Below are 23,507 nucleotides of genomic sequence, written 5' to 3' on the forward strand. Positions count from 1 at the left end.
GTGGCCGGCGGCCACCGGCTCCGGGCCCTTGGGGCGCGTACCGCCGCAAGCCGCCAGGGTGAGCAGCATCGCCCGGCGCCCCCAGCGCTCAACGGAAAGCCCGGTAGATCTCTTGAGCGAGTTCACGTGAGATGCCTTTCACACTGGCCAGCTCTTCGACGCTGGCGGCCTCGACGCCTCGCAGGCCGCCAAACCGCTGCAGCAGCGCGGCACGCTTGCGCGGCCCCACCCCCGCGATGTCTTCCAGGCGCGAGCTGCGCAGGCGCGTACTGGCGCGCCGCGCCCGCATGCCAGTGATGGCGAACCGATGGGCTTCATCGCGTATCTCCGCCACCAGCATCAGGGCGGCCGAATGGGGCGGCAAGCTGAGCTTGGCGCGGCCATCGGCAAACACCAACTCTTCCAACCCCACCTTGCGGCCCTCGCCCTTTTCCACGCCCACGATGCGCCCGAGGTCAATGCCCAGCGCCTCGAACACCTCGCGCGCAATCTTGACCTGGCCTTTGCCGCCGTCGATCAGGACGACATCGGGCCAGCGCACCTCACCCTCACCCTGGCCCATCCGTTCGTAGCGCCGCATCAGCACCTGGCGCATGGCCGCGTAGTCGTCGCCCCCCTGAATGCCGGCGATGTTGTAGCGCCGGTACTGCGAAGACTGCATAGCATGCTGCTCGAACACCACGCAGGAGGCGACCGTCGCCTCGCCTGCGGTGTGGCTGATGTCAAAGCACTCGACGCGCAGCGCGGCCAAATCACCCTGATCAAGACCCAGCACTTCGGCCAGCGCACGGGTGCGCGCCTGCTGGGAACCTTCCTCAGCAAGCAGGCGCTGCAACGCCAGCTCGGCACCTTGAATGCACATGTCCAGCCAGATGCGACGCGGGCCGCGCGGCTGGTCCTGCAGCACGACACGGTGCCCGGCCTGTTGACCGAGCGCCGCCGCCAAGGCCGGGTCCACGGCCTCATTGACCAGCACCAGCGGCGGAACCTGGGCGCCCAGGTAATGCTGAGAGAGGAAGGCCTCCAGCACCAGCTGCGCCTCCCCTTTGATCTGATCGCCCTCTTCTTCCGTACTGACGCGAGTTCCCTCTTCAACCTGAGCGGGGAAATGACTGCGATCCCCCAGGTGACGGCCACCCCGCACCATGGCCAGGTTGACGCAGGCGCGCCCGCCGCGCACCCGCACGGCCACGATGTCGACATCCCGTTCGCTGCCCGACGCACTGCTGGCCTCCACCGCCTGCTGCTGCAGCACCTGGGCCAGCGAAGCAATCTGGTCGCGCAGTTCCGCCGCGCGCTCGTATTCCAGCGCCTCGGCGTGATTGGCCATGCGGCGCTGTAACTCCCCCATCACCTCCTCGGCACCGCCGCGCAGAAAGGTCGCTGCACGCTCGACGTCCCGGCGGTAGTTCTCGGCATCGATCAGGCCGACGCATGGCGCCGTGCACCGCCTGATCTGATGCAGCAGGCAGGGGCGCGAGCGGTGGTTGAACACAGCGTCCTCGCAGGTTCGCAAGCGAAAGACCCGCTGCACCAGCTCGATGGTTTGCCGCACGGCCAGCCCATTCGGATAAGGACCAAAGTACTGGCCGCGCCGGTCCACCGAGCCTCGGTAGTAGCTGACGCGCGCAAATTCGTGCGCCGTGAAGCGCAGGTAGGGATAGCTCTTGTCGTCTCGGAAAAGGATGTTGAAGCGCGGGTTGAGCGACTTGATCAGCGTGTTTTCAAGCAGCAGCGCCTCGGCCTCCGTCCGCACCACGGTGGTCTCGAGCTTGGCGATCCGCGCCACCATCAGGCCGATGCGGGTGCCTTGGTGGTCACGCTGGAAGTAGCTGCTGACTCTGCGCTTGAGCAGCTTGGCCTTGCCCACGTAGAGCACCTGCCCGCGCGCGTCCAAAAAGCGGTACACACCCGGCAGCGCGGGCAGGGCCGCCACCTCCGCCAACAGGCGTTCGCGCAACGGCTGCGCAGCGGCTACCAGGGCCGCGGCCTCGGCCGATTCGCGCTGCTCAGCACTGAGCCGCTCGGCATCCCAGGTCTGTAGGGCCTGCGCCCCAAGGTCCTGAGGATCGGCCGCGACCGGCTCCATGGGTTTGCTAGACATGGCCGCATTTTGCGAGCTGGCCTCACGACAATGACGCATGCTTTGGGATCTCTTCTGCCGCGTCATCGACAACCACGGCGATCTGGGCGTCACGCTGCGGCTGGCGCGCAACCTGGTCGAGCGGGGGCAGCAGGTTCGTCTCTGGGTCGACGATGCCCGCGCCCTGGCCTGGATGGCGCCCGCCCCAAGCGAGGGCATCACCATCCATGCCTGGCCGGAGTCGGAATGGCCCGTTGCAGCGGTGGGCGACGTGGTCATTGAGACCTTTGGCTGCGAATTGCCCGAACCCGTGCAGGCCCGCCTAGCACGCACGCCACCGCTGTGGCTGAACCTCGAATACCTCAGCGCGGAGCCCTACACCCTGCGCTCCCATCGTCTGCCATCGCCCGTGATGAGCGGGCCCGCCAGAGGTCTGAGCAAGACCTTCTGGTACCCCGGCTTCGTGCCGGGCAGCGGGGGCCTGCTGCGCGAGAAGGACTTGGCACAGGCGCAGGCGGAGCATGACCGTGCAGCCTTCCTGACAGAGCTGGAGCTGCAGCCAAGAAGCGGCGAACGGCTCGTCAGCCTGTTCTGCTACCCGCATGCACCGCGCCAGGCCCTGCTCGATCGCTTGTCGGCCGAGCCGACGCTGCTGATTGGCATGGGGAACTGTGCCGAAGGACTGGTAGCCCGCGGGCAACTGCGAATTCAGCCCCTGCCCTGGCTGGACCAGACCACTTACGACCGCTTGCTTTGGAGCTGCGACTTCAATGTGGTGCGCGGCGAGGATTCCTTCGTGCGCGCCCAGTGGGCCGGCAAGCCCATGCTCTGGCACATCTACCGCCAGGACGATGACGCCCACGCCGCCAAGCTGAAGGCCTACCTGGACATCCGCTGGCCCGACCGCACGAGCCCTGTGCGGCGGCTCTGGCAGGCCTGGAACGGCCTGGCACCCGTGACGGAACTGGACCTGCCATCAAGCCTTCACTCATGGGATGAGGAGGCCATGAACTGGCGAGGTGAACTCGGCCGACAGACCGACTTGTGCGACCAACTGCTCGCCTTTGCCGAGGACACGTCCGCCGGAATTGGCTCGGTACCGGGTTAGAATTGAGGGCTTTGCGCCCGCTGTCGCCCTTAGCGGACCTTATGGGCGCGCCACCCGCGAATGGAACGCGCCTGCGGCGCGCGCCCGCCTCAACCGCTGAAGATCCCACCATGAAACTCGCCCAAGAAATCCGTGCCGGCAACGTCATCATGCAAGGCAAGGACCCGATGGTCGTGCTGAAAACCGAATACAGCCGCGGCGGCCGTGGCGCCGCCACGGTGCGCATGAAGATGAAGAACCTGCTGAACGGCGCCGGCGCCGAGGTGGTCTTCAAGGCCGACGACAAGATGGACCAGATCATTCTGGACAAGAAGGACTGCACCTACACCTACTTCGCCGACCCGATGTATGTGTTCATGGACAGCGAGTACAACCAATTCGAGGTCGAGGCCGAGAACATGGGCGATACCGTGCAGTACCTGCAGGACGGCATGGAAGTGGAAGTGGTGTTCTACGACGGCAAGGCCATCTCGGTCGAACTGCCGACCACCATCGTGCGCGAAATCGAAACCGAGCCGGCCGTCAAGGGCGACACCTCGGGCAAGGTCATGAAGCCCGCCCGCATTGTCGGCACCGGCTTCGAGATCTCAGTGCCGCTGTTTGTGGAATCGGGCGACAAGATCGAAATCGATACCCGCACGCACGAGTACAAGAAGCGCGTCTGAGCCGCTTCTGACCCCCACGAACAAGGGCGCCATCGGCGCCCTTGTTTGCTTTCGGGCGCACAAAAAAAGGGGCCCGAAGGCCCCTTTCCTGTCAACACAGGTCTTTACTTCTTCGGGGTCACGGTGCGCGTACCAACGACCTCGATCTCGACGCGGCGGTTCTTCGCCTTGCCTTCCTTGGTCTTGTTGTCGGCCACCGGGCTCTTCTCGCCCTTGCCTTCGGTGTACACGCGGTTGGCCTCAATGCCCTTGCCGGTCAGGTAGGCCTTCACGGCTTCGGCACGGCGCACCGACAGCTTCTGGTTGTACTCATCGGAGCCGTCACTGTCGGTGTGACCCACGGCGATGATGACTTCCAGGTTGATGGCACCCATCTTGGAAGCCAGATCGTCCAGCTTGGCCTTGGCTTCGGGCTTGAGCACCGACTTGTCCACATCAAAGAAGGCGTCGGCCGCGTAGGTCACCTTCTCGACGATGGGCTTGGGCGGAGCCGGCGGCGCGACCGGAGCCGGTGCAGGCGGCTGAGCCGCAGGCATCGCAGGAGCGGGCGGCGGAGCCGGAGGTGCGGGCGGCGGCTGCAGGGCGCCATCGCAATCCTGATTCGGGAATGCCTTCAGACCCTTCAGGTTCTCAACCTTCTTGGCCGCCGTGGCCGGCGTCCAGAAGTTGTTGCGCCAGCAGTGCTCGCTGGTGCCGTTGAGCCAGACAAGCTTGCCATCGCCGCTCATCCAGTTGTCATTGACTTGCGCCTGAGCACCAGCCTGGGCAAAAGCGGCCAAGGCCAGAAGCGAGGCCACGCGGGTCAGTTTCTTCATTCGTTCTCCTCTCAAGGGTGGGGCGATCAGCCCGAACTTGGTCAGGTCAGCCGCGGATTGGGAGCCCGCCGGCATGGATGGATTCACAAATTGCAAAAACCATTCTGCCACCCGGCTATTCCAGCGAAGCATTGTGCGGGTGGGTCCCGCAGCGATGTGACGCTGTTGCACATGAGAGACAAGCCCGCAACCCTAGAATCGCCGGCTCTTTTGCCTCCCATTTCACTCTGGCGCAGCTTGCGGTTTGTGCACGCCTGAGCGGAAAAGCCGGTTACCAGAATGACGTCCCAATTCGCCAAGGAAACCCTGCCCATCAGCCTCGAAGAGGAGATGCGCCGCTCGTACCTCGATTACGCGATGAGCGTGATCGTTGGGCGCGCCCTCCCCGATGCCCGGGACGGCCTGAAGCCGGTGCATCGGCGCGTGCTGTTCGCCATGCACGAGCTGAACAACGACTGGAACCGCCCGTACAAGAAGTCGGCCCGTATCGTGGGCGACGTCATCGGTAAATACCACCCGCACGGCGACAGCGCGGTGTACGACACCATCGTGCGGATGGCGCAGGATTTCAGCCTGCGTCACATGTTGGTCGATGGCCAGGGCAATTTCGGTTCGGTGGACGGCGATAACGCAGCGGCCATGCGATACACCGAAATCCGCCTGTCGAAGATCGCCCACGAAATGCTGGCCGATATCGACAAGGAAACCGTCAATTTCGGGCCGAACTACGACGGCTCGGAAAAGGAACCCCTGGTCCTGCCGACCCGGCTGCCCAATCTGCTGGTGAATGGCGCAGCGGGTATTGCCGTGGGTATGGCCACCAACATCCCGCCCCACAACCTCAACGAGGTGGTGGACGCCTGCCTGCACATGCTGCGCCACCCGGAAGCCACGGTGGATGAGTTGATGGGCTTCATCCCGGCGCCTGACTTCCCCACCGCCGGCATCATCTATGGCCTGGAAGGCGTGCGCGAGGGCTACCGCACCGGCCGAGGCCGCGTGGTGATGCGCGCCAAGACGCATTTCGAGGACATCGACCGCGGTCAGCGTCAGGCCATCATCGTTGACGAGATTCCGTACCAAGTTAACAAGAAGACCCTGCTGGAGCGCATCGCCGAGCTGGTGCAGGAAAAGAAGCTCGAAGGCATCTCGCACATCCAGGATGAGTCGGACAAATCCGGCATGCGCGTGGTCATCGAGCTCAAGCGCGGTGAAGTGCCCGAGGTGGTGCTGAACAACCTGTACAAGCAGACGCAACTGCAGGACAGCTTCGGCATGAACATGGTGGCCCTGATCGATGGGCAGCCCAAGCTCTGCAATCTGCGCGACCTGATCTCGGTCTTCCTGGAGCACCGCCGCGAGGTGGTGACCCGCCGCACCGTGTTCGAGCTGCGCAAAGCGCGCGAGCGCGGCCATGTGCTGGAAGGCTTGGCGGTGGCGCTGGCCAACATCGACGAATTCATCCAGATCATCAAGAACTCGCCCACGCCGCCGCTCGCCAAGGCTGAGCTGATGGCGCGCCGCTGGGATTCGAGCTTGGTGCGCGAAATGCTGGTGCGTGCCAACAGCGAGAACACCGGCGGTGCCGCTGCCTACCGGCCCGACGGCCTGGAGCCGCAATTCGGCTTGCAGACCGATGGCCTGTATTCGCTCTCGGACACCCAGGCCAGCGAAATCCTGCAGATGCGCCTGCAGCGCCTCACCGGCCTGGAGCAGGACAAGATCGTCGGCGAGTACAAGGACGTGATGGCACAGATCGCTGATCTGCTCGACATCCTGGCAAAGCCCGAGCGCGTCACCGCCATCATTGGCGACGAACTTGGCACGCTGAAGGCCGAGTTCGGGCAGACCAAGCTGGGCGAGCGCCGTTCGGTGATTGAGCGCAACGCGCAAGAACTGGGCACCGAGGATCTGATCACCCCCACCGACATGGTGGTCACGCTCAGCCACACCGGCTACATCAAGAGCCAGGCTCTGAGCGAGTACCGGGCGCAGCGCCGTGGCGGACGCGGGAAGCAAGCCGCCGCCACCAAAGAAGACGACTGGATCGACCAGCTCTTCATCGCGAACACGCACGACTGGATCCTGTGCTTCACCAACCGTGGCCGGGTGTACTGGCTGAAGGTCTGGGAAGTGCCGCAGGGCAGCCGCAATTCGCGCGGCAAGCCCATCGTCAATATGTTCCCGCTGCAGCAGGACGAAAAGGTGTCGGTGGTGCTGCCGCTGTCGGGCGAGTTCCGCAGCTTCCCGGAAAGCCACTTCATCTTCATGTGCACCGCCCAGGGCACGGTGAAGAAGACCTCGCTGAAGGAATTCAGCAACCCGCGCAAGGCCGGCATCATTGCCGTAGACCTGGATCCGGGCGATGTGCTGATCGGCGCGGCCCTGACCGATGGCCACCACGATGTCATGCTGTTCAGCGACGGCGGCAAGGCGGTGCGCTTTGACGAGGACGATGTGCGGGCCATGGGCCGCCAGGCGCGGGGTGTGCGCGGCATGCAGCTGGAAGACGGCCAGTCCGTCATCGCCATGCTGGTTGCGGAAGACGAGACGCAATCGGTGCTGACCGCGACCGAGAACGGTTACGGCAAGCGCACCAGCATCGTCGAGTACACCCGCCACGGCCGCGGCACCAAGGGCATGATCGCCATCCAGCAAAGCGAGCGCAATGGCAAGGTCGTGGCCGCCACGCTGGTACGCCCCGAAGACGAAATCATGCTGATCACCGACAAGGGTGTGCTGGTGCGCACCCGCGTCGCCGAGATCCGCGAACTGGGCCGCGCCACCCAAGGCGTGACCCTGATTGCACTGGACGATGGCAGCAAGCTCAGTGGGCTTCAGCGCATCGTCGAGAACGACGCCGGCGACGGCAGTGAGCCCAACCCTGCCGCCGACGCCAACGAAGCTGGCGACGCAGGCGAAACCAACGGAGAAACCGCATGAACGCCCCTTCCCTCGTCCTGGCCGCGCTGCTGATCAGCGCCGGCGCCCTCGCCCCTGCTCAGGCACAGAGCAAGAAGGAACTGGCCGCCAAGATCGTCACGCTGCAGAAGGCACAGCACGAGCAGTTCGGCATGAACCTGGCGCAGGCGCCGATCCAGCAACTGGTGCAGAACGCCGGCCAGGTGCTGCGCGCCCGCGTGCCCGCCGACAAGCGCGAGGCCACCGGCAAGGCGATGGACGACGAGCTGCGCGCCTACATCAAGGACGTCGGTCCTGCCATGCGCGCCAGCGCGGTCAAGCACGCCAGCGAACAACTCACGACCAAGCTGGAGGCCGACTTCAATGAAGCCGAGCTCAAGCAGGTGCTGCAATTCCTGGAGTCCCCGGCCATCCGCCGCTACCACCAGATGGGCGCCGAGCTGAACAACGCCGTGGCCCAAAAGGTGCTGGCCGACAACCGCAGCCTGATTGAGACGCGCGCCAAGGCCCTGGATCAGAAGCTCGCTGAGTTGCTGGGCGTCAAGCCGGCCGGCAACGCCCCCGCCGCCAGCGCCACCAAGCCCTGAATGGCCGCGGCACGCCCCTTCAATTTCTCGGCCGGCCCGGCCGCCCTGCCGCTGCCGGTGCTGGAGCGTGCGGCGGCCGAGATGACGGACTGGCAGGGCAGCGGCATGTCCGTGATGGAGATGAGCCATCGCGGGCCTGAGTTCCAGTCCATCATCCGCAAGGCCGAGGGCGATCTGCGCCAGTTGCAGGGCCTGCCCGAGGACTTCGCCATCTTGTTCATGCAGGGCGGCGCCCTGGCCGAGAACGCCATCGTGCCGCTGAACCTGGCCCACAAGGGCCGGGTGGATGTGCTGGTCACCGGTTCCTGGTCGGCCAAGAGCGCCAATGAGGCGGCGCGGTATGCCGATGTGCAGCGGGTCGTCGACACCAAACCGGGCGGCTACCTCGACATCCCGCCCGCCAGCACCTGGGCCCTGCGGACCGATGTGGATTACGTCCACCTGTGCTCGAACGAAACCATCGATGGGGTGGAGTTCGCAGAACTGCCGGACCTGCAGGCGCTGGGCTGCCAGGCCCCCCTGGTGGTGGATTGCTCGTCCAACCAGTTGTCCCGCCCGTTCGATTGGTCGCGCGTCGGGCTGGCCTTCGGCGGCGCCCAGAAGAACATCGGCCCGGCCGGGCTGACGCTGGTCTACGTGCGGCGTGAGTTGCTGCGCAGCCCGCTGCCCGCCTGCCCCACCGCCTTCAGCTTCGAGACCGTGGCGCGCGAAGGCTCGATGTTCAACACCCCGCCGACCTACGCGATCTATCTGGCGGGTCTGGTGTTCGAGTGGGCGCTGGGCTTCGAGTACGCCGGCCTGCGCGGCCTGGCCGCCCTGGAAGCCCAGAACCGCGACAAGGCCGCCCGGCTCTACGGCTTCTTGGATCGCTCGGCCCTGTTCTTCAACCCGGTGCGGCCAGACGTGCGCTCGCGCATGAACGTGCCCTTCTTCCTGCGCGAATCCGGCCTGACGGACACTTTCCTGGCGCAGGCCGGGGCCGCCGGTTTGCTGCAATTGAAGGGCCACAAGAGCAAGGGCGGCTGCCGCGCCTCGCTCTACAACGCCATGCCGCTGGCGGGCGTTCAGGCCCTGGTTGACTTCATGCAGGACTTTGAACGCCGCCATGGCTGACACCCAAGACCAGGCCCTTGCCGGGCTGCGCACCCAGATCGACGCCGTCGATCGGGAAATGCTGGACCTTCTGAACCGGCGTGCCGGCCTGGCCCAGAAGGTGGGCGAGATCAAGAAGCACCAGGGCAGCCTGGTGTTCCGCCCGGAGCGGGAGGCTGCCGTCATCGCCGGCCTCAAGCAGCACAACCCGGGGCCGCTGAAGAACGACAACATCGCTCCGATCTGGCGCGAAATCATGAGCGCCTGCCGGGCGCTGGAAACGCCTACTCGGGTCGCCTATCTAGGCCCGGCCGGCACCTTTTCCGAGCAGGCGGCGCTGGGCTTCTTCGGCTCCAGCATCGTGCGCGTGCCCTGCAGCAACATCGACGAGGTCTTCCACGTCACCAGCGCGGGGGCGGCGGATTTCGGCGTCGTACCGGTCGAGAACTCGACCGAGGGCGGCGTGGCCCGCACGCTGGACCTGCTGCTTTCGACGCCGCTCTTCATCGTGGCCGAGACCAGCCTGTTCGTGCGCCACAACTTGCTGCGCGCGCAGGACAGCCTGGAAGGCATTCAGGCCGTGTGCGCCCACCCGCAGGCGCTGGCGCAATGCCAGGGCTGGCTGGCCCAGCACCTGCCACATGCCGAACGGCGCCCCGTATCGAGCAATGCCGAAGGCGCCCGCCTGGCCGCGCAGGACCCGAGCCTGGCCGCCATCGCCAGCACCCGTGCCGGCAGCGAATACGGACTGCACCTGGTGGCTCCGGCCATCCAGGACGACGCCCACAACCGCACCCGTTTCGCGGTGCTGACCCAGCCCGAGCAGCACCCCAGCCCACGCGCCAGCGGCAACGACTGCACCTCGCTGGTGGTGTCGGTGCTGAACCGTCCCGGGGCCCTGCACGATCTGGTGCTGCCACTCAAGCAGCACGATGTCTCCATGACCCGCTTCGAGTCGCGCCCGGCGCGTTCGGGTGGCCAATGGGAGTACTACTTCTACATCGATCTGCAGGGTCATCCCGACGATGCCAAAGTGACCGCAGCCCTGAAAGAATTGCGCGCCAACTGCGCCTTCTTCAAGGTGCTGGGCACCTACCCCCTGGACACCCACTGACCGCATGTCGCGCATCCTCAGACCTCAATTCCAGCAACTCGGCGTGATCGGCTGTGGGCTGATCGGCGGCAGCTTCGCGCTGGCCGCCAAACGCGCCGGCCTGGTCAAGCGGGTCATGGGCTACAGCAAGTCCCCCAGCACCACCGAGGCCGCCAAGCGCCTGGGCGTCATCGACGTGGCGGCCGAGTCGGCACTGCTGGCGGTGTCGGGTTCGGATCTGGTGCTTGTCGCTGTGCCGGTCTCGGCCACCGAGGCCACGCTGCGCGCGATCCGCCATCTGGTGCAGATTCAGCCCAACACCCTGTTCATGGACGTGGGCTCCACCAAGGCCGACGTGGCCATCGCCGCGCAGAAGGTGCTGGGCGATCTGGCCGGGCAGTTCGTGCCCGCCCACCCGATTGCCGGCAAGGAACTGGCCGGCGTGCAGAACGCCGATGCCCAGCTCTTCCAGGGCCGCCAGGTGGTGCTGACCCCGCTGCCCGAAAACGACGCAGCGGCCGTGCAAAAGGCTGCCGGCGTGTGGGCGGCACTGGGCTGCAAGGTCTTGAAGATGACGCCGGAGAACCACGACGCCGCCTACGCCGCCGTGAGTCATTTCCCGCACCTGCTGGCCTTTGCCTATTTCCAGTCGGTGATGCGCCAGCCCTCGGGCCGCGAGTTCATGGAACTGGCCGGTACCGGTTTTCGCGACTTCACGCGCATTGCCGGTGGCGACCCCAATGTCTGGCGTGACATCCTGCTGGCCAACCGCGACGAGGTGCTGCACCAGTCGCAGCGCTTCCGCTCGGTGCTCGATCGCTTCGAGCATTGGCTGAAGGAAGGCGACCGCGACGCCATCGAGACCCTGCTCAAGCAGGTCAGCGAGGCACGCAACAAGTGGTCCCCGGCCTTCTTTGACGCCGAGGACGGCGAGCCCTCCTCCCACTTCTGACCCCGGCGCGCCCAGCGCCGCTGCCCATGCTGAAGATCCCCTTTCTGGACCTGCCACCGCTGCGCGGTGCCGCCGGTACCGTCCGCCTGCCCGGCTCCAAGAGCATCTCCAACCGCCTGCTGTTGCTGGCCGCGTTGGCCGAGGGCGAGACCCGCATCGAGCAGTTGCTGGATGCCGACGACACCGCCGTGATGCTGGAGGCCCTGCGCGCGCTGGGCTGCGCCTGGCACCGCGGCAGCGACGGCAGCGTGACGGTGCGCGGCCTGGGCGGGCATCTGCCGGTCTCGGCGGCGGACTGCTTCCTCGGCAATGCCGGCACCGCCATGCGCCCCCTGGCCGCGGCGCTTGCCCTGCTGGCCGCGCGTGACGGCGGCCGCTACACCTTGCGCGGCGTGCCACGCATGCACGAACGGCCCATCAGAGACCTGGTAGACGCGCTGCGCGGCCTGGGCTGTCAGATCGACGACCTGGGCCAGCCCGGCTACCCGCCGCTGGCCCTGTGCGGCCCCAGCCCCTTGCGCCTGGCCGAGCCGGTGCGCGTGCGCGGTGACGTCTCCAGCCAGTTCCTGACCGCCCTGCTGCTGACCCTGCCCCTGGTGGCGCAGCAGGATGTAGTAGTCGAGGTCGAGGGCGAGCTGATCTCCAAGCCCTACGTCGAGATCACCCTGGCCTTGCTGGCGCGCTTTGGCGTGCAGGTGCAGCGCGAGGGCTGGCAACGCTTCACCATTCCTGCCGGCAGCCGGCTGCGCTCGCCCGGGCGTCTGGTGGTGGAAGGTGACGCCTCGGCGGCCTCCTACTTCATCGCGCTGGGCGCGCTGGCCGCCACTGCGGAGCCGGTGCGCATCGAAGGCATCGGCCGCGATGCTTTGCAGGGCGACGTGCGCTTTGCCGATGCCGCCGCCGCCATGGGTGCCGAGATCCGCTGGCTGGACCATGCGCTGGAAGTCAAGCGGGGCCGCTGGCCGCTGCAAGGCATCGAACTGGACTGCGTGGCCATCCCCGACGCCGCCATGACCCTGGCCGTGATGGCTCTCTTTGCCGACAGCCCGACCCGGCTGACCGGCATCGCCAGTTGGCGCGTCAAGGAAACCGATCGCATCGCCGCCATGGCCGCCGAGCTGCGCAAGCTCGGCGCCCGCGTGGCCGAAGGGCCGGACTGGATCGAGGTCCAGCCTCTGCCCGCCCCGGCCTGGCAGCGCGCCGCCATCCACACCTACGACGACCACCGCATGGCGATGTGCTTCTCGCTCGCCGCCCTGCACCCGCTGGCCGGTGCGCAGCCGCTGCCGCTGCGCATCCTGGACCCGGGCTGCGTGGCCAAAACCTTCCCGGACTATTTCGAGACCCTGTTCGGTCTGGTGCAGGCGGATGCCCGCGAGGTGCCGGTACTGTGCATCGACGGCCCGACGGCTTCGGGCAAGGGCACGCTGGCCGATCAGGTTGCCCAGCGCCTGGGCTATGCGGTGCTGGATTCCGGCGCGCTCTACCGTGCCACCGCACTCGCTGCGCAATGCGCCGGCGTCTCGCTGCAGGATGAGGAGCGGCTGGCCAGCCTGGCGGCAACCCTCCCCCTGCATTTCGACGGCGGACGCTGCTTCCTGGACGACGAGGACGTGACCGACGCGCTGCGTGCCGAGGCAGTCGGTCAGGGCGCCTCCACGGTGGCGGCCCTGCCCAAGGTACGGCAGGCCCTGCACCAACTGCAGCTGAGCTTCAGGCGCGTGCCCGGCTTGGTGGCGGACGGGCGCGACATGGGGACGGCGATCTTCCCGGACGCCGAACTCAAGGTCTTTCTCACGGCCAGCGCCGCCAAACGCGCCGAGCGCCGCCATAAGCAATTGATGGAAAAGGGCTTTTCCGCTAATATCGCGGGCTTGCTCCGGGACTTGGAGGAACGGGACGCGCGCGACAAGAACCGCAGCGCCTCGCCCTTGAAGCCCGCGCAAGATGCCCGCTTGCTCGACAACTCGGATCTGGACATCGAAGCCTCGGTGAACCAGGTTCTGACGTGGTGGAGCGAAGGGCGGCCCTTCCCGGGCTGAGACCGCCCGGCGCACCGCGCCCCAGCCTCAACCTTTCGAAGAGCAACCGCCGTCTGCGGTCGGCCCCTGGCAACAGGGGCGGGCCGCAGGCTTCTTTACCTCCGGGCGGGGTGTCAAAACCTCACCCGTGTGACCTCTCCAGCCCCGCAGAAGCCCTGCGGACCCAGGAAAACCCATGAACCAAACCCAAACTGCCGCCGCGGCTGAATCCTTTGCCGCGATGTTCGAAGAGTCCCTGCAGCGCAGCAACATGCGCTCGGGCGAAGTCGTGTCCGCCGAAGTGGTGCGCATCGACTACAACTTCGTGGTGGTGAACGCCGGCCTCAAGAGCGAAGCCTATGTGCCGCTCGAAGAGTTCAAGAACGATCAAGGCGAGATCGAAGTCCAAGTTGGTGACTTCGTCTCGGTGGCCGTGGACGCCGTCGAAAACGGCTATGGCGACACCATCCTGAGCCGCGACAAGGCCAAGCGCCTGGCTTCCTGGCTGAGCCTGGAGACCGCGCTGGAGTCCGGCGAGTTCGTCACCGGCACCGTCAGCGGCAAGGTCAAGGGTGGTCTGACCGTCATGGTCAACGGCATCCGCGCCTTCCTGCCGGGTTCGCTGATCGACACGCGTCCGGTCAAGGATCTGAGCCCGTTCGAGGGCAAGACCATGGAGTTCAAGGTCATCAAGCTGGACCGCAAGCGCAACAACGTCGTGTTGTCGCGTCGTGCCGTGGTCGAGGCTTCGATGGGCGAAGAGCGCGCCAAGCTGCTGGAAACCCTGTCCGAAGGCGCCATCGTCAACGGCGTGGTCAAGAACATCACCGAATACGGTGCGTTCGTGGACCTGGGTGGCATCGACGGCCTGCTGCACATCACCGACATGGCCTGGCGCCGTGTCCGTCACCCGAGCGAAGTGGTGACGGTCGGTCAGGAACTGACCGCCAAGGTGCTGAAGTTCGACGCCGAGAAGAACCGCGTCTCGCTGGGCATCAAGCAGCTGGGTGATGACCCCTGGATGGGCGTGGCCCGCCGCTACCCGAACAGCACCCGTCTGTTCGGCAAGGTCACCAACATCGCCGACTACGGCGCGTTCGTGGAAATCGAACCCGGCATCGAAGGCCTGGTGCACGTGTCCGAGATGGACTGGACCAACAAGAACGTCGCCCCGACCAAGGTCGTGACGCTCGGTCAGGAAGTCGAAGTCATGGTGCTGGAGATCGACGAAGACAAGCGTCGCATCTCGCTGGGCATGAAGCAGTGCCGCGCCAACCCGTGGGAAGAGTTCGCCGAGAACTTCAAGCGCGGCGACAAGGTCAAGGGCCCGATCAAGTCGATCACCGACTTCGGCATCTTCATCGGCCTGGCCGCTGGCATCGATGGTCTGGTGCACCTGAGCGACCTGAGCTGGAACGAGACCGGCGAAGCTGCCGTGCGCAACTTCAAGAAGGGCCAGGAAGTCGAGGCCGTGGTGCTGGCTGTGGACGTCGAGCGCGAGCGCATCTCGCTGGGCATCAAGCAGATGGACAGCGACCCGTTCACGAACTACACGGCCGTCAACGACCGTGGCGCCACCGTGACCGGCAAGGTGCAGACCGTGGATGCCCGCGGCGCTGAGATCCTGCTGGCCGACGACGTGACCGGTTACCTGCCCGCCAGCGAGCTGAGCCGCGACCGCGTCGAAGACGCCCGCAACCTGCTCAAGGAAGGCGACGAAGTCACCGCCCTGATCATCAACGTCGACCGCAAGTCGCGTTCGATCAAGCTGTCGATCAAGGCCAAGGACGACGCCGACTCGCAAGAAGCCATGAAGGCCCTGTCGGCCACCAGCGAGCGCGAGAACGCCGGCACCACCAGCCTGGGCGCCCTGCTGCGCGCCAAGCTGGACAAGGGTGGCAACTGAGCATCAACAAGTCTGAGGACTTGACCTGAAGCAGCGTCCGCCCCGGCGGACGCCAGCTATCCTCTCGGGCCCGCGCCGACCCCCGTCGCGGGCCCTTTTTCTTGTCTTCCGCCATGACCCGCTCCGACCTCGTCACGCTGCTGGCCGAACGCTTCCCGCAGATCACGCAAAAAGACACCGAGTTCGCGGTCAAGACCATCCTGGATGCGATGAGCGATGCCCTGGCCCGCGGCCACCGCATCGAGATCCGCGGTTTTGGCAGTTTTTCCGTCTCGCGTCGCCCGCCCCGCATGGGTCGCAACCCGCGCACCGGCGAGCAGGTACCCATCCCCGAGAAGCTGGTGCCGCACTTCAAGCCCGGCAAGGCGCTGCGCGAGGCCGTCGAGGCCCGTGGCGTGGACGGCCTGGACAGCATCAGCAAGGCCTGACTCCATGCGTGCCCTGAAGTGGCTGCTGCGCGCCTTCCTGTTCTTCGCGCTGTTCGCGTTCTCGCTGAACAACCAGCAGACGGTGACCGTGCACTGGTTCTTCGGCTACTTCTGGCAGACCCCTCTGATCTTCGTGGTGCTCGTCAGCCTGGCCGCCGGCATGGCACTGGGCGTGCTGGCCATGACGCCGGCCTGGTGGCGCCAACGCGCCCAGGCACGCCGCCAGCAGCTGGTGCGTGAGGCCCAACTGAGCACCTTGCAAGAAGCCCCCCAGGGCGTGCGCGATGGACTTTGATCCCCGCTGGCTGCTGCTGATCCTGCCCGTCGCGTTCGCGCTGGGCTGGCTGGCCTCGCGCCTGGACCTGCGCCAGGCCAAGCGCGACCCGCGCGAAGCCCCGCAGGCCTATTTCAAAGGCCTGAACCTACTGCTCAACGAGCAGCACGACAAGGCCATCGACGCCTTCATCGAAGCCGTACAGCTCGACCCCGACACGGTGGACCTGCACTTCGCGCTCGGCAGTCTGTTCCGCCGCCGCGGCGAAACCGAGCGCGCCGTGCGTGTGCACCAGCACCTGCTGCACCGTGGCGACCTGCCCGAGCTTGAGCGCGCCCGGGCGCAGCACGCGCTGGCGCAGGACTTCTTCAAGGCCGGCCTGTTCGACCGTGCCGAGGCCGCCTACCTGGCACTGAAAGGCACCGCCTTCGAGCCCGAGGCCGACCTGGCCCTGCTCTCGCTGTACGAGCGCTCGCGCGACTGGGAGCGTGCCCAGGCCACCGCCGAATGCCTGGAGGCGCGCGGCATCGGCTCCTTTGCGTCGCAGCGTGCGCATTACCTGTGCGAGCAGGCCCTGCAGGCCGAGGCCGATGGCCAGCGCGAACGCGCCCGTCAGCTGCTGGCCCAGGCCCTGACGCTCGCCCCCCAGCACCCGCGCGCCCTGCTGCTGCGTGGCCAGTGGCTGCTGCGCGATGGCGACGCCCATGCCGCGCTGACGCAGTTCGAGCAGCTGGTGCAGTTGGCCCCCGAGAGCTTCAACCTGGCCGCGGCCGACTACGCGCGCGCCGCCTACCAGGCCGGCCAGTCGCGCCGCGCACTCAAGACCCTCGAAGAGCGCTACGCCCAGGCCCCGACCCTGGCCCTGGTGCTGGCCCAGAACCTCATTGAACCGGAGCACCAGCGCGAGCGCCTGGCCGAACATCTGCGCCAGCAGCCCGGCTCGCTGGACGGCGCGCGCCGTTTGCTGGCGCTGGTGAACGAGCTGCCGGAAGCGGTGGCACCCCAGCTCAAGGCCGCTCTGGACCGCGCCGCCAAACCGCGCACCCGCCACCGCTGCGCCGCCTGTGGCTTCGAATCTGGCCACTACTTCTGGCAATGCCCGGGCTGTCTCAGCTGGGACAGCTTCCCGCCCCGCCCCGTCGAAGAACTATGAACGCCCCACGCCAAGACCGCTTCGTGATGTGCATGAAATGGGGCACGAAGTACGGCCCCGAGTACGTCAACCGCCTCTACGGCATGGTGGCACGGCACCTGAAGGGGCCGTTCCGCTTCGTCTGCCTGACCGACGACAGCCGCGGTGTGCGCCCCGAGGTGGAATGCTTTCCGCTGCCCGAGCTGGAGCAGCAAGCCAGCAAGCGCGACGGCGGCTGGCGCAAGCTCAACAGCTACCGCAAGGACCTCTACGGCCTGCAGGGCCAGGCCCTGTTCCTGGATCTGGACGTGGTGATCGTTGACGACATCACGCCCTTCTTCGAGCAGCCCGGCGAGTTCCTCATCATCAAGGACTGGAAGCGCCCCTGGCGCGTGACCGGCAACTCCTCGGTCTACCGCTTCACGCTCGGCGCCCACGCCGACATGCTGGACTACTTCGTCGCCAACCAGGCCGAAGTGCGCCGCAAGCACCGCAATGAGCAGGAGTTCCTCAGCCACTACCTGCACGCCCAGGGCAAGCTGAAGTACTGGGACAAGCGCTGGTGCGCCAGCTACAAGTACCACTGCATCCCGAACTTCCCGCTCAACTACTTCCGCCCGCCGCACATCCCGGCCGGCGCGCGCATCCTCATCTTCCACGGCGTGATGAACCCGCCCGATGCGCTGGAGGGCCGCAGCAACGGCAACTGGCGCCACGCCCAGCCGGCGCCCTGGATCGCGGAACACTGGAAAGAGTGATGCCAGCCCGCCCCTGGCTCAGCGTGCTGCTGCCGGTCTACAACGTCGAGCCCTACCTGCGGGCCTGCGTCGAATCGCTGCTCGCGCAGCTGGATGAGGGCGCCGAGGTGCTGCTGTACGACGATGCCTCGACCGATGGCTCGGCCGCACTGCTGCACCAGCTCGACCAGGAGCACCCGGGCCGCCTGCGCCTACTGGGCGCGCCGCAGAACGGCGGCGTGAGCCTGGCGCGCAACCGCCTGCTGGATGCCGCCCAGGGGGAGTGGATCTGGTTCATCGACGCCGACGACTTCCTGGAACCCGGCGCCGTGGCCAGCTTGCGCGAAGCCCTGCGCCAACCGGGCGTGGACCTGGCGCTGTGCGACTTTCGCGACGTGCGCGCCAAGCCGCGCCTGCGCCACCGCCTGCGCGGCGAGCACCACAAGCGCACCCACACGATGCCGGCGCGCCAGCCCTGTCGCGATGCCTCACTGATCCTGGCCGGCATGTTCCTGCAGGCACATCTGCACCTCTGGACGAAGGTGGCGCGGCGCGAACTCTGGGAGGGCCTGCGCTTCCCGGTGGGCCATTGCTTCGAAGACATCGCCGTACTGCCGGCCCTGCTGCTGCGCGCCCGCTGCGCGTACTACGTGCCCGAGGTGTGGATCGGCTACCGCAAGCGACCGGGCAGCATCCTGGCCAGCAACAGCCTGGCCAAGACTGATGACATGCAGGACGCGCTGAATGGCCTGGCGGCGCTGATCGACGCCCAGCAGCCCCCGCTGGACCGGGAAGCCCGACTGGCAGCCGCCCACTTCGTCGCCAAGACCTTCGTCATCGCCAGCCATTACGCCGCCCGCCAGCAGGACCGCAACCGCCTGGTGCGCTACCTGGCGCAATTCGAGCAGAACGCGCCGGTGCCGGCGCCCGAGCTGCTGCGCTTCTATGTGGCGCGTGGCTGGTGGTGGCGCGCGCTGCGCCTGCGCCACTGGCTTCGTCAAGCCCGCCTTGCCGCGGGCACGCTCTCCCATGCCTGACCGCATCCTGACCCTGAGCGGTGGCGACTGGGCCCGACTGCCAGGCTCCGCCGCATCCGCCGAGCTCATCGCCGCCCTGGAGGACGGCAAGGTGCTGTTCTTTCCGGACCTGCGCTTTGAACTGCAAGACACGGAGCGGCGCTTCCTGGACCCGGCGGTGCGCAATCCGAAGTCGCGCAACATCAGCCTGCGCGCAGACGGCAAGCTGGCCGGCGCCCTGGGCAGCGAAGCCGATCAAGCCGAGCTGGCGGCCCTGCTGGCGCGTTTTCGTGCGCAGGCCTGCAGCCTGATCGACGCCCTGGCGCCGCAGTACAAGCCGCACTTGCGTTTGGCGCCCACCAGCTACCGGCCCAGCCAGGTCGAAACGCGTGCGCAATCCTGGCGCGCCGACGACCGCCGCCTGCATGTCGACGCCTTTCCTTCCCGGCCCAATTACGGTGAGCGCATCCTGCGCGTGTTCACCAATGTGAACCCGCAGGGCCAGCCGCGCGTGTGGCGCGTGGGCGAAGGCTTCGAGGCCATCGCCCGCCAGTTCGTGCCGCGCGCCAAGCCCTACCGCCCCTGGCAGGCCAAGGCGCTGCAACTGCTCAAGGTCACCAAGACCCACCGCAGCGAGTACGACCACCTGATGCTGCAGCTGCACGACGGCATGAAGGGCGACGCCGACTATCAGGCGAACTGCCCGCAGCAGACCCTGCCCTTCCCGGCCGGCTCGACTTGGGTCTGCTACTCCGACCAGACCTCGCATGCCGTGATGGCCGGCCAGTACATGCTGGAACAGACCCTGCACCTGCCCGCCGCCCGGCAGGTGAACCCGCAGGCCAGTCCGCTGGCCATCCTGCAACGCGTCACCGGCCGTCCCTTGGTATGAGTGAACCCGCCAAGACCCGCACGCACACCTGGGTCATCAACCTCGATCGCTCGCCCGATCGCCTGGCCAGCATCTCGGCCCAGCTCGACGGCCTGGGCCTGGCCTGGACCCGCCAGCGCGCCGTGGACGCGCGTGCCTTCACGCCCGAGCAGCAGGCCCTGCTGGATGTACCGGCCTACCACCGCAAGCATGGCAAGCAGCCGGTGCCGGGCGAGCTCGGCTGCTACCTCTCGCATGTCGAGGTGATGCGCGCCTTCCTGGCCAGCGACAAGGAGTTCGCACTCATCCTCGAAGACGATGTGCAGCTCGGCGCCGAGCTGCCAGCCGTCATCAGGGCCCTGGAGCAGCACCCCGAGCGCTGGGATCTGGTCAAGCTCTCGGCCGTGCATTCGGGCACGCCGCAGTGCTATCTGCAGCTCACGCCCAAGACCCAACTGGCCGTGATGCTCTCGCGCTGCACCGGCTCCAGTGCCTACCTGCTGAACCGCCGCGGCGCCGAACGCTTCCTGGCCGGCCTGCTGCCCATGCAACTGCCCTACGACCATGTGTTCGACCAGGGCTGGGTGTTCGACCTGAAGATCCGCCTGGCCGTGCCGCCGCCTTGTGGGCACGACCAGGAGGTGGCCACGACCATCGTCATGCCGGCCAAGCGCAAGTTCCACTGGACACGCCGCCTGCCGGCCTTTGCCTACCGCGCCGGCAACGAGCTGCGCCGCCTGCTGTATGGCCTGCGCGAAACGGTGCGCGAGCGCCGCCAGGGCGCGGCATGAGTGGTCAGCCCCCGGCCCGCGACGAACTCAAGCCCACTGCGCGCCGGCTCTGGAGCTTCTTCAAGCCGCACCGCCGCGGCCTGCTGGCGGCCTTTCTGGCCTATCTGGGCGCAGCGGCCACCGAACCGCTGATCCCGCACCTGCTGAACCTGGTGCTGGACCAGGGCTTTGCCGCCACCGCCAGCTTCCCGCTTTGGATGGTGCCGGCCGTGCTGATCAGCCTGTTCGCGCTGCGCGGCCTGTTTGCCTTCCTGGGCCAGTACCTGCTGCACTGGACCATCGGCCGCACCGTGCTGGACCTGCGCCGCGCGCTGATGGACGCGCTGCTGCGTGCCGATGCGCGCGCCTTCACCCAGATGCCGGGCGGTGCGGCCGTCACCAAGGTGGTGGCTGACCCGCAGCAGGCCGTCAGCCTGCTGGCGCTCTCGGCCGTGGTGCTGCTGCGCGATGGCCTGCCCGCCATCGCCCTGCTCGGCTACCTGCTTTACACCAACTGGCAGCTCACGCTGCTGACCCTGGCCACCCTGCCCGCCCTGGCGCTGGTGCTGCGCAAGGTCAACCGGCGCGTGCGCAAGGTCGGCTCGGTGGCCTATGACGCGCAGATCCAGCTCTCCGGCGTGGTGGACGACGTGGCGCGCGCCTGGCGCCTGGTGCGCAGCTTCAACGCCGAGCCGCACGAGCGCGCCCGTTTTGCCGAAACCGCTGGCCATCTGCGCCGCCAAACGCTGAAGCAGGCCGCGGCGAACGCGATGTCGCAGCCGCTCTCGCAGCTGATCAGCGCGGCCGGGCTCTCGCTCATCGTCGCGCTGGCGCTCTACCAGGGCCGCCAGACCGGTGTGACGCCGGGCGAGTTCGCCGCCTTCGTCACCGCCCTGCTCGGCCTGATGAGCCGAGCCCGCCACCTCACCGATGTGGCGCAGCCCATCACCAACGGCCTGATCGTGGCGCGCGGCAGCATGGAGCTGCTGGACACCCCGGCCGAGCAGGACCCCGGCCGCGACGAATTGCCCGAACCGGTGCGCGGCGAGATCCGCCTGCAGGACCTGCGCCTGAGCTACCCCGGCGGCGCCGGCCCGGCCCTGGACGGCCTGAGCCTGCAGGTGCAGGCCGGCCAGACCGTAGCCCTGGTCGGCCCCTCGGGCGCAGGCAAGAGCAGCGTCATCCACCTGCTGCAAGGCCTGGCCCAGCCGGATGCCGGCAGCATCCTGATCGACGGCGTAGACAGCCGCACGCTCAGCCTGGCCGCGCTGCGCCGCCAGTTTGCCGTCGTCAGCCAGGACATCGTGCTGTTCGACGACAGCCTGCTGGCCAACGTCTGCTACGCGCAGGTGCCGGATCCGGCCAGGGCCGAGGCCGCGCTACGCGACGCAGCGCTGTGGGACTTCGTGCAGACCCTGCCCGAGGGCCTGCAGACGCGCATCGGCGCCAACGGCAGCACCCTCAGCGGCGGTCAGCGCCAGCGTTTGGCGATTGCGCGCGCGCTCTACCGGGATGCGCCGATCTGGATCTTCGACGAGGCCACCTCGGCCCTGGACACCGAGAGCGAACGTGCGGTGCAAGAGGCCTTGGCGCGCCACCAGGGGCACAAGACCTTGATCTTGATCGCGCACCGGCTATCCACCGTGCGCCATGCCGACCGCATCTTCGTGCTGCAGGCCGGCCGCGTGGTGGAAGCGGGCACGCATGCCGAGCTGCTGGCCCTGGGCGGCAGCTACGCCGCACTGGTCAGCCTGGCTGCGGAATGAGCGGCTCGGCTTCGCTTTCCGCCGGGTAGGCGGCGCGGCCCTGCTTGGGCCAGGGGGTTTCGGTCGGTTGCTCGGGCCAGCCGAAGAAGCGCTGCACATCGGCCCGGCGCCGCAGCGTGTCCACCATGCCGAGCAGGATCAGCTCGGTGGTGTAGCCAGGCTCGAACAGCAGGTAGCTCGACAGCACGGTGCCGCGCGCATCGGCACCGTGCCCCGTCACCCCCACCGTGCCCAGCAGCGCCCGCATGGTGGCGGGCAGCTCGTGCTGATGCAGGCCGGCCAGCTCGTCCAGGCGCCGGCTCGGCGCGATCACCAGCACCTCCAGCGGGCGCAACGGCGTGGCCTCGCGCGCCTCAGGAGGCAGCAGGGCCAGAGTCTTGTTGATGCGCTGAAGGCGTTCGATGTCCACCGACAGCGCATCCAGGAAGATGTTGGACAGCGCATGGCCGGCGATCTGCGCCATGCTGGGGTGGCCGGTGGCGGGCAGACGCAGATCGGGGGCCTGACCGGCCTCCTGCATGCGCCCGGCACCAATCACCAGGATGCGCTCGGCGCCCAGATGCACGGCCGGTGAGATGGGCGCGTTCTGGCGCATTGAGCCATCGCCAAACCATTCCTCATGGCCCAGCAGCTCCAGCTTCTGGGCCGGGAAGATGAAGGGAATGGCGCTGGAGGCCAGCAGGTGCTTGTGCGTGATCTCGGTGTCCACCGCCATGCGCTGTGAGCGCATCCACGGCTCCACCGTCTTGGCGGACTGGTAGAAGCTGACGTGGTAGCCGGTGCTGTAGCTGGAGCCGGTGACGGCCAGTGCATGGAGATGCCCTTCACGCAGCAGCTGCGGCAGGCGCTCGAAGCGCACGGCGCGCTGCAGCAGCTCACCCAGCGGCTCGTTGTCCAGCAGGCTGCGCGGCTGCGTCTTGCGCCAGCGCTGGATGGCCCAGCCCAGCGTCATCATGGTGACCCAGCGCCCGCCGGTGCGCATCACGCCAAAGGGGTCGGCCCGGTAGACCTGCTCGACATGCAGGCGCGACCACATGCGCACCAGCGCATCCACCGCGAGATCGAAATGGTCGGCCTCGCAGGCCAGGGTGCAGGCATTGATGGCCCCGGCCGAGGTGCCGGCAATGACCTGGAAGGGGTTGCCCTTCACACCGGCATCGCGGCGGATCTGCGCGATCGCCTGCAGCACCCCCACCTGGTAGGCGGCGCGCGCGCCGCCGCCGGTGAGGATCAGGCCAGTGGTGGGCGGGTTCTGGACAGACACCGAGG

The 23,507-nt window shown here is 67.4% G+C and carries 20 protein-coding genes; 17 read left to right on the plus strand and 3 right to left on the minus strand.

Translation table 11 applies throughout. The features are described from left to right. Positions 1–88 precede the first annotated feature (88 nt). Complete coding sequence (gene uvrC, locus ACE3QP_RS02890; protein ID WP_374433420.1) at positions 89–2,104, minus strand: excinuclease ABC subunit UvrC; 2,016 nt, start codon at positions 2,102–2,104, stop codon at positions 89–91. A gap of 37 nt (positions 2,105–2,141) precedes the next feature. On the opposite strand from uvrC, the gene earP reads away from it, so the two are divergent. Further along, positions 2,142–3,191 carry an elongation factor P maturation arginine rhamnosyltransferase EarP gene (earP, locus tag ACE3QP_RS02895; protein ID WP_374433421.1) on the plus strand — a complete coding sequence of 350 codons (1,050 nt, stop codon included), beginning with the start codon at positions 2,142–2,144 and terminating at the stop codon, positions 3,189–3,191. 110 nt (positions 3,192–3,301) lie between these two features. Beyond that, on the plus strand, positions 3,302–3,856 hold the full coding sequence (efp, locus tag ACE3QP_RS02900; RefSeq protein WP_198109973.1) for an elongation factor P: 555 nt from the start codon (positions 3,302–3,304) through the stop codon (positions 3,854–3,856). 104 nt (positions 3,857–3,960) lie between these two features. Here the strand turns inward: efp and ompA are convergent, their stop codons facing one another. Beyond that, positions 3,961–4,671: an outer membrane protein OmpA gene (gene ompA, locus ACE3QP_RS02905; protein ID WP_198109974.1), complete on the minus strand. Its 711-nt coding sequence runs from the start codon at positions 4,669–4,671 to the stop codon at positions 3,961–3,963. A 279-nt stretch (positions 4,672–4,950) separates the two neighbouring features. On the opposite strand from ompA, the gene gyrA reads away from it, so the two are divergent. The 15 genes from gyrA (at position 4,951) to ACE3QP_RS02980 (ending at position 22,238) form a co-directional block, all read left to right on the plus strand. Next, a complete protein-coding gene (gene gyrA, locus ACE3QP_RS02910) occupies positions 4,951–7,614 on the plus strand; it encodes a DNA gyrase subunit A (RefSeq protein WP_374433422.1) in 2,664 nt (887 codons plus the stop codon). Further along, positions 7,611–8,180: a hypothetical protein gene (locus ACE3QP_RS02915; protein WP_374433424.1), complete on the plus strand. Its 570-nt coding sequence runs from the start codon at positions 7,611–7,613 to the stop codon at positions 8,178–8,180. The genes gyrA and ACE3QP_RS02915 overlap by 4 nt, the downstream gene beginning before the upstream one ends. Next, the gene (serC, locus tag ACE3QP_RS02920) at positions 8,181–9,293 is read left to right on the plus strand and encodes a 3-phosphoserine/phosphohydroxythreonine transaminase (RefSeq protein ID WP_374433426.1); all 1,113 of its coding nucleotides are present in this window, start codon (positions 8,181–8,183) and stop codon (positions 9,291–9,293) included. Next, entirely contained in the window at positions 9,286–10,386 is a 1,101-nt protein-coding gene (gene pheA / locus ACE3QP_RS02925) for a prephenate dehydratase (RefSeq protein ID WP_374433428.1), read from the plus strand. The genes serC and pheA overlap by 8 nt, the downstream gene beginning before the upstream one ends. Positions 10,387–10,390: 4 nt before the next feature. After that, positions 10,391–11,317 carry a prephenate dehydrogenase gene (locus tag ACE3QP_RS02930; RefSeq protein ID WP_374433429.1) on the plus strand — a complete coding sequence of 309 codons (927 nt, stop codon included), beginning with the start codon at positions 10,391–10,393 and terminating at the stop codon, positions 11,315–11,317. 26 nt (positions 11,318–11,343) lie between these two features. Beyond that, positions 11,344–13,359: a bifunctional 3-phosphoshikimate 1-carboxyvinyltransferase/cytidylate kinase gene (locus ACE3QP_RS02935; protein ID WP_374433431.1), complete on the plus strand. Its 2,016-nt coding sequence runs from the start codon at positions 11,344–11,346 to the stop codon at positions 13,357–13,359. A gap of 175 nt (positions 13,360–13,534) precedes the next feature. Then, positions 13,535–15,244: a 30S ribosomal protein S1 gene (gene rpsA, locus ACE3QP_RS02940; protein ID WP_198109981.1), complete on the plus strand. Its 1,710-nt coding sequence runs from the start codon at positions 13,535–13,537 to the stop codon at positions 15,242–15,244. Positions 15,245–15,357: 113 nt separating this feature from the next. Continuing rightward, the gene (locus tag ACE3QP_RS02945) at positions 15,358–15,672 is read left to right on the plus strand and encodes an integration host factor subunit beta (RefSeq protein WP_198109982.1); all 315 of its coding nucleotides are present in this window, start codon (positions 15,358–15,360) and stop codon (positions 15,670–15,672) included. 4 nt (positions 15,673–15,676) lie between these two features. Then, positions 15,677–15,967: a lipopolysaccharide assembly protein LapA domain-containing protein gene (locus tag ACE3QP_RS02950; RefSeq protein WP_198109983.1), complete on the plus strand. Its 291-nt coding sequence runs from the start codon at positions 15,677–15,679 to the stop codon at positions 15,965–15,967. Further along, positions 15,957–17,099, plus strand: coding sequence for a lipopolysaccharide assembly protein LapB (locus ACE3QP_RS02955; protein WP_374433434.1), 1,143 nt, complete (start codon positions 15,957–15,959; stop codon positions 17,097–17,099). The genes ACE3QP_RS02950 and ACE3QP_RS02955 overlap by 11 nt, the downstream gene beginning before the upstream one ends. Continuing rightward, the gene (locus ACE3QP_RS02960) at positions 17,096–17,836 is read left to right on the plus strand and encodes a glycosyltransferase (RefSeq protein WP_198109985.1); all 741 of its coding nucleotides are present in this window, start codon (positions 17,096–17,098) and stop codon (positions 17,834–17,836) included. The genes ACE3QP_RS02955 and ACE3QP_RS02960 overlap by 4 nt, the downstream gene beginning before the upstream one ends. Further along, positions 17,836–18,852, plus strand: a complete 1,017-nt coding sequence (locus tag ACE3QP_RS02965) for a glycosyltransferase family 2 protein (protein WP_374433435.1) — start codon at positions 17,836–17,838, stop codon at positions 18,850–18,852. Before ACE3QP_RS02960 ends, ACE3QP_RS02965 begins: the two co-directional genes overlap by 1 nt. Then, the gene (locus ACE3QP_RS02970) at positions 18,845–19,723 is read left to right on the plus strand and encodes a Kdo hydroxylase family protein (RefSeq protein ID WP_374433437.1); all 879 of its coding nucleotides are present in this window, start codon (positions 18,845–18,847) and stop codon (positions 19,721–19,723) included. Before ACE3QP_RS02965 ends, ACE3QP_RS02970 begins: the two co-directional genes overlap by 8 nt. Continuing rightward, positions 19,720–20,493 (plus strand): glycosyltransferase family 25 protein, encoded by a 774-nt coding sequence (locus ACE3QP_RS02975; protein WP_374433439.1) that lies wholly within the window; start codon positions 19,720–19,722, stop codon positions 20,491–20,493. The genes ACE3QP_RS02970 and ACE3QP_RS02975 overlap by 4 nt, the downstream gene beginning before the upstream one ends. Then, entirely contained in the window at positions 20,490–22,238 is a 1,749-nt protein-coding gene (locus tag ACE3QP_RS02980; RefSeq protein WP_374433440.1) for an ABC transporter transmembrane domain-containing protein, read from the plus strand. Before ACE3QP_RS02975 ends, ACE3QP_RS02980 begins: the two co-directional genes overlap by 4 nt. Here the strand turns inward: ACE3QP_RS02980 and ACE3QP_RS02985 are convergent. Continuing rightward, positions 22,219–23,502 carry a patatin-like phospholipase family protein gene (locus ACE3QP_RS02985; RefSeq protein WP_374433442.1) on the minus strand — a complete coding sequence of 428 codons (1,284 nt, stop codon included), beginning with the start codon at positions 23,500–23,502 and terminating at the stop codon, positions 22,219–22,221. The genes ACE3QP_RS02980 and ACE3QP_RS02985 overlap by 20 nt on opposite strands. Positions 23,503–23,507: the final 5 nt, after the last annotated feature.

This window comes from Inhella sp., assembly GCF_041912635.1.
Lineage (GTDB): Bacteria > Pseudomonadota > Gammaproteobacteria > Burkholderiales > Burkholderiaceae_C > Inhella.